The organism is Selenomonas sp. KH1T6, from assembly GCF_900108415.1.
Lineage (GTDB): Bacteria > Bacillota > Negativicutes > Selenomonadales > Selenomonadaceae > Selenomonas_B > Selenomonas_B ruminantium_A.
Genome location: NZ_FNWN01000003.1, coordinates 214,306 through 221,014 on the forward strand (window position 1 = coordinate 214,306; position 6,709 = coordinate 221,014).

Here is a 6,709-nt window from a genome sequence, read left to right on the forward strand (position 1 = left end):
ATGGAGGATTTTGTTTTCGGACTTGATGAGTGTTTAAGCAGTGAAAAATTTACATCTTTGAAATATGATATGTGTGGAATGTTAGACTATATTTGCCAAGAGTATGGTTTTCCTGAAAGTCTTGATGAAAAAAATGCGGATCAAAATAAAAAGATTGAATCGGTGGATGTTGTTGCAAGAAAAGTTGCCATATGGTTTCTTGTAAATAATTATGAAGGATATACGGAAGATACTTTAAAAAGAAGTTTTCGTCGTCATAGAAATGATTTAGATATGTTGTATTGCTTTTATGAACAAGGGATGAAATGCTTTAGGAGTGAGCTTTACTATCTTGATGACTTTCAACAGGCAGCTTTTTTTGAACCAGAGTCTGAGAGATGTGATTTTATTAAAGGTGAATTGCGGCAAACGTATATAAAAAGTATTTTGGCTGTTGTTTTAATCGTTTTAGGATGGGAAAAAGTATTTCCAATGGAATTTGAAGGCAATGAAAAGAAAATCTCATTGCACAAAATATTGCGGGAATATACGATGGGTACACATGTGGATAACAAAGGATATGCAAAGAATGGAACATATTATTTGTTGTGGAATTGCTTGAATGAGATTTTGGAGTGGGGATTTGAAGGAGCAAAAAATATAAATGATTTCAGGAAAAATGTCTTTTTGCCACATTGCCATAATATTGGATTTGGTTTAACAGATGATGAAGAAATAGTTAGTGCATCAATTGATATGGATAAAATTTGTAGAGGGGTTTTTTTAGATTATGAGGCATGGCTACATAATAGTGGGACATGTATTGAGGCTTTATTAGAAGAGAGATGTAAGTCTGACAATCCGATTCCTAAAGATATATTTGATGATTTGAGTCGTAGATTTGATATTGAAAACATAATTGGATTAGGCGGTAGATCATTTTCTGAAATTAAGAATCAAATGAACTCAAATACATTTGATTTACCTATAATAAAAAGGAGATGAGTTTGGCAGGGGATATGAATGATGCTGGTGATGAAAAAGTTAGGAAAAATGCATCATTATATCGTGTTTTTGTGATGATTATTTTTGTATTTGGGGATAAAAGAAAATGAAAACGCCACAATCTAAGTGGCGTTTTTTTAGTGATATACGCAATTTATTTTGTGAGAAATACGAATATTAGGTGAATTTAGCTCTTGGTTACAAATGAAAGCTCCTTTCGGGATGCATTTATGTTCATTAAAAGTAAGGGTAATAGTGGGGAGGACAATATTGATTGCAAAGTGTGAATGTGAAAATCAACTGCTGGAGTTTAGAATGGTAGGTGTATCACATCCGAATATGTATGGATGGGCTGATACTGCTGGTGGAATAATTAAGTGTCATGTACTGCAGGTGTTCGGCCCCTATATGGATAGTCGCTAGGAAGAAATGGGCGGCGCAGTGATGCCGAGGACTTATGTAGACAAATGTGCATGGTGTGTGCATCCATGATATATAAGTCTATTATCGGTGTGATAAGACATCTATTTATGATAGGAGGTATTAGGAAGTGTCAAATCTGAATTATAATTCGAATGATAACCATGAACAGCAAGGAGATAATGAGAGGGAAGGGCACGCTATTGCTGGGGAAAATTTTGATGAAACTATTTCATCAAGAGCGCTCATTCCATCACCAAACGGCGTTACGTTTAAGAAAGGTGGGCTCTCCAAACGTTCATTTAATGCTCCGGAAGGCTCTGTTACGAAGATAGGTTTTCCTAAAAAGAGGTTGCCGAAACCTACAGCCCCCATACGTTTCTATACTTCGTATGAATATGCTGCTATGGGACAAAAAATGATACAGTTTGAATTATTGCAGCCCAATCTTCCGAACAACCATACGCTTCAGATAGTTGATGTTGGTAACAGTTATGCGGGGATTGAGGAGGGTAGTGTCTTCGAAAGGGGGCATGCCTTGTGGCTCAAAGTCAAAGGTGCCGAGGCAAAGCGAATTACTAATTTTATTATAAATGTAATGTGCAAGAAGGTAAAGCTAGGACTGCATGGGGAGCGGATGGAATTTTATGAGTTGCTTCTTGAAAGTGAGACTCAATCAATTCGATATGCGATTAAATGTAACGAGTTTTTGTCACTGCAAAGCAAAATAGAAAAGGATATCCGTTCTTTTTATGTGGACACTGCTGAGTGTCAAAAAGCCTCTTTGTATTTTAAACGTCATTTGTCACAACTGATAGAGAGTGAAGAAGGTAGGCTCGAAGTACGCACTGTTCTGCTTTATCCTGGGTGGTGTCAGGACGAAAATGGTCAATGGCATTATTATTCCGGGCTGGATGATAATTGCGATAGTAAGCGTATGCTGGCAAATCTGACATTGCTTCCAATGGAAAAGCAATACGAAGCGGATAGATTCGCTTTAAGTGTCTTAGGATGGGGAGAATCAAATCTTATGGTTCCTGTGTTTCTGCATGCCTTGTCTGGCATCTTGTACAGGCCGTTTAAAGAGGCAGGGTGCCCTGTCCAATATATACTTAACCTTTGCGGTCCGACTGGGGTAGGCAAGACGCTCTTACTGCGATTGCTATTTTGCCCATTCGATCAACATAGACGAATGGCAAATTTTACCTCAACTGCCAAAGGGATAGAACTGTTTTGCGAGCAGTGCCATGATAGTTTAGCAGCATTGGACGACCTAGCCTCAATGAAGGACAAGAAGAGTAAGGTTTTGTTAGAAACACTTTTACGTCAGGTATGTGATGCCAATGGTAGGTTCTTTTCAGCGGAGGGAGGAAAAGAACTTGTTGTTGCTGACGTATCCTTTGGATTGGCCATCTCTACAGAGACTCCGCTTGATGGATTTCGTCAGTCATCACAATTACGAGTTTTGACGGTGGAAATAACAAAAGATAGTTTGCATGACCTTAGTGATGTCAAAAGTGTAATCCTAACCACGATTACTGAAACTCGGGAGCTGAATGTAAATGGTAATAATAGTAGGAGCAATATGTGGGACATATTTCTTACAAGATTCATCAGATATGTGGAGTCTAAATGGAATGAAATTGTCAGGTTCATTGCCTCCTATGAACCACTACAAATATCTTCTGGTGTTCAGTTTAGACGTTTATCCGAAGTATATCGTGTATTGACAGCCATTGCGCTTATAGTTTTACGATACTTTGCGGACATGGGGGTAATTTCAGTGAGACAGTCGGAAGAAATGTTCTCATCCTGGGTGTCAACTATTCAGGAAGTTATTAGAGCGAATGAAAGTAGGGGCGTGGAGAGCGACCCGGCTCAAATCTTTATAGAAGTAGTTTCTCGTGGAGTAGCTCAAAAGTTGTTCCCCATTGCTTCAGATAAAAAAGAATATGAGTCAGCCTCATCCCAATACTTGGGGTTTTGGAATTACAACGGTAATGACTGGCTAGTACTTGACCCATATAGAATCTACTCTTGGGTTGTAAAACAGCTTGGAGAGGCTGGAATTCGTATGACAGCAAACAATAAAGAGCTATGGAGGAAGCTTAGGGAAAATGGGATAAGTGAAGGCTATTTAGAGAAAGGGCGCAAATCGCCTAGATCTCTGTATCCTATGAGTATCAATAAGAAAAAGATTGACATGTTAGCATTGAAAGCCTGTATTATACGAGGCTGATTATGGGAAGTTAGTAGTGTGTTGAATAGTGTTTTACAGGGGCTTATGTAAAGTTGCTATTCGGCATATGGCATTATATAAGGAGGTAATTTTTATGTCTGAATTTGTATGTTTAGTTAGTCCAGGGATAATTTATGCTGGGGAATTTGTTATCGAGCAAGTCTATAATATGCTTTGGTATTGGAGGAGTCCCTATTGTGAAGCGTTCTCAGTTGAAACAAGGGAAGAAGCGGCTGTTTTAGCAAGGCAGATTTACGTTGCTCGTTATGCATCCGATCCCAGACTTTTTGATGTGCCTATTATGCCAATTCCTACTACGCTTCCTTTTGCAGTGGCAGAACCAAGCATATATGAAGTTATCAACGGAGATTGTTCGTTGCCTATGTCGGGTACACTTATTGAGAACGGTCAGAATGACAAATCATATTCTGATGTAGTTGTGCCGGTAGATGGTGAACAGCAGGTGGAATTTGTGCAGGCAGGACCGTTACAGTATGGCTTTTGGTCAATAGCATATGTTGGTGGCTACGCTGTTGTGAATAATCTGGAGAAATTGGTGGGCGTTTTGAAAGAAAAGAGATATGCTCATGCAATGTGGTTCTCTAAAGCTGATGCTGCAAGCTACTGGGCGCTGAGGGACTACACTGATCGTTTCTGTCGTGTTTACGATGTGCGTGATATTGACATTCATCGCCTGAATCACTTGCTTGAGGTAGGAGAAAGTTATGATGATCCTCGCTTTGAAGGTGATGGGCTGGAATTCTCAGAGAATGTCACATTAAAGAAGTTAAGAGACTATGGCTTTATATAAGATGCTGTAGGTCTTTTAGAGGGGCAGTTAATGTACATTGTATAACAGAGCGGGGGGAGGTCCCCCTGCCTGTTGATACATGAGATTAGGAGAAAAACATGGATAGCGAAACGGAATCTTTGATGTGTTTCCTGAGGTCACGGCTTGGAAAAGACGAACGGCTATACTGGAATGGTGATGGACGTGTTCGTGTATGCAATGAAATCACTGGCAAGATCACAGATTTCTGCGCTTATCGAGGTTGTGTACTGAATCTTACTACGGGTTATGTAGAATGCTCATTGCCGGAGGGATATCAATGCAACTGAAGAAGACTACATATTCTATTCCGCATAAAAAGACTGAACAGCTACAACCAATTTTCTGTTTAGTGGATGAACAGGTAGTAGAGGTCCCTGTGGAGAAAGTTTTGCTGAAAATGATAGGGCGTATATATAATGAAAGAAAGGTGATTGTTGATGAGCCTCCTGGAGCGGCTTAGGAGGCAGGCAAATGGGGGGCTGGTGACAGCAGCCCTTTATGCCCGCTTCTCTAGTGACAACCAACGTAATGAAAGCATAGATGCTCAGGTAAGAGCAATCAAGGAGTTTGCCAAGGTGAATGGCATCGTCATAGTGGCTGAGTATGTTGATCGTGCCAAGTCTGCCACTACAGATGACCGTCCTGAATTCCAACGTATGATTCAGGAATCGGCCAAGGGAAACTTTCGGCTTCTCATTGTGCATAAACTGGATAGATTTGCTAGGAACAGGAATGACAGTATTGCCTATCGGATGAAGCTTCAGAGGAACAAGGTGGCACTACTAAGCGTTCTTGAGCCATTTGATGAGGACAGGCCAGAGTCAATTCTGCTTCAGTCCGTAATAGAGGGGATGAACGAGTTTTACAGCAGAAATCTTGCCCGTGAGGTGAGAAAGGGCTTGAAGGAAAATGCGCTGCGCTGTAAGCATACTGGTGGATCTCCTCCACTTGGGTATGATGTTGATAGGTCTACACGTCAGCTTGTTATTAATGAGCGTGAGGCTCAGGCTGTTCGAGAAATCTTTCAATTAACATTAGAAGGAAAAGGCTATAGTGCCATTACAGCTAGGCTCCGTCTTGATGGGTACAAAACAAAGTCTGGCAGAGATTTTGGCAAGAACTCCCTGTATGAAATTCTTCATAATCCGAAATACAAAGGGGTGTATGTTTATAATCGTGCCAGCCCTGCTGACCCATATACCAAGAAGCGTAATTCTCATCAAGAGAATATGCCGGAGGATATGATTGTTGTTCAGGGTGGCGTTCCGGCTATAGTGTCAGAGGAAACCTTTGACAGAGTTCAAGAAATATTGAAGAGGCGTAAAAAGGTTTATCGGGGAATAAAGAAGAATCAGGAGCAGTATCTCCTGAGAGGGAAGATTATTTGCGGTGTTTGCGGATGCAGTTATGTGGGCAACCGTAAGAAGTCGACAGGTAATCGTGCCCCCAACATTTCATATAGGTGTAATAGACAGTCACGGCTCACAAATATTGCCTGCAAGAACCGTGAGGTCAACCGTGATTATATAGAAACGTTCGTTCTTGATAGGATCGAGAAATCTATCTTCAACAAGCGTACGGCGAGTATAATCATACAGAAGTTCGAGGACTATGCAAGGGAAAAGAATAGGGAGAGGTCTGAAACGCTGCGCCGTTTGGAAGCACAGGTAAAAGAAATTGACTCCAAGCTGGAGAACCTTTCTGATATTCTGGCAGATGGAGTAGAAAGAAGGCAACGTACTATAATTTTATCGAAGATGGAGAAGCTGGAAGATGAGAAAAGTGGAATACAAGGGTATATTGCACAAGCGCAGGCGTCTCTGGAGCTGGATGTCCCCGACAAAGAAGAGTTGCGGCAGTGCTTCCTAGAAGCACAGTCCTTGTTCAGGAAACGCAGCCTTGAGGAAATGCAGCAGTTGGTAGACCTATATGTGGAGAAGGTTATAGTGAAAGAGGGGCTGTTGCACGTAATCCAAACGTGCAGCAGCCTCATTTTTATGCAAAAAGATAATCCCAGGACATTCAAGCCCCGGGATTAGGTGTAGAATTTAGGTATGCAAAAACCAAATTCACAGAAAGAGTATACGTCTTTAGGAGAGAATTATCAACTGTTTCTCCCCTTAAATCTTGAATTTCAGGTTAGCAAAGATGACCCCGTCCGCCTGCTTCGCCACTGCATTGGAGGTATGGATATAAAGTCACTGGAGGAGACCTATCAAAGGATAGATCGAAAT

The 6,709-nt window shown here is 40.9% G+C and carries 5 protein-coding genes and 1 pseudogene; all 6 read left to right on the forward strand.

Annotated elements, in window-relative coordinates; all coding sequences use genetic code 11:
• Complete coding sequence (locus tag BLW59_RS03615) at nt 1-984, forward strand: hypothetical protein (RefSeq protein WP_074696247.1); 984 nt, start codon at nt 1-3, stop codon at nt 982-984.
• 550 nt (nt 985-1,534) lie between these two features.
• A complete protein-coding gene (locus BLW59_RS03620) occupies nt 1,535-3,643 on the forward strand; it encodes a hypothetical protein (RefSeq protein WP_074696249.1) in 2,109 nt (702 codons plus the stop codon).
• Between the two features lie 94 nt (nt 3,644-3,737).
• Nucleotides 3,738-4,454: a hypothetical protein gene (locus BLW59_RS03625; protein ID WP_074696251.1), complete on the forward strand. Its 717-nt coding sequence runs from the start codon at nt 3,738-3,740 to the stop codon at nt 4,452-4,454.
• A gap of 298 nt (nt 4,455-4,752) precedes the next feature.
• A complete protein-coding gene (locus BLW59_RS03630; RefSeq protein WP_074696253.1) occupies nt 4,753-4,935 on the forward strand; it encodes a hypothetical protein in 183 nt (60 codons plus the stop codon).
• Nucleotides 4,913-6,514, forward strand: a complete 1,602-nt coding sequence (locus BLW59_RS03635; protein WP_074696255.1) for a recombinase family protein — start codon at nt 4,913-4,915, stop codon at nt 6,512-6,514. Before BLW59_RS03630 ends, BLW59_RS03635 begins: the two co-directional genes overlap by 23 nt.
• Before the next feature lie 15 nt (nt 6,515-6,529).
• A pseudogene (locus BLW59_RS17940) lies at nt 6,530-6,709 on the forward strand (IS5/IS1182 family transposase); the annotation flags it as partial.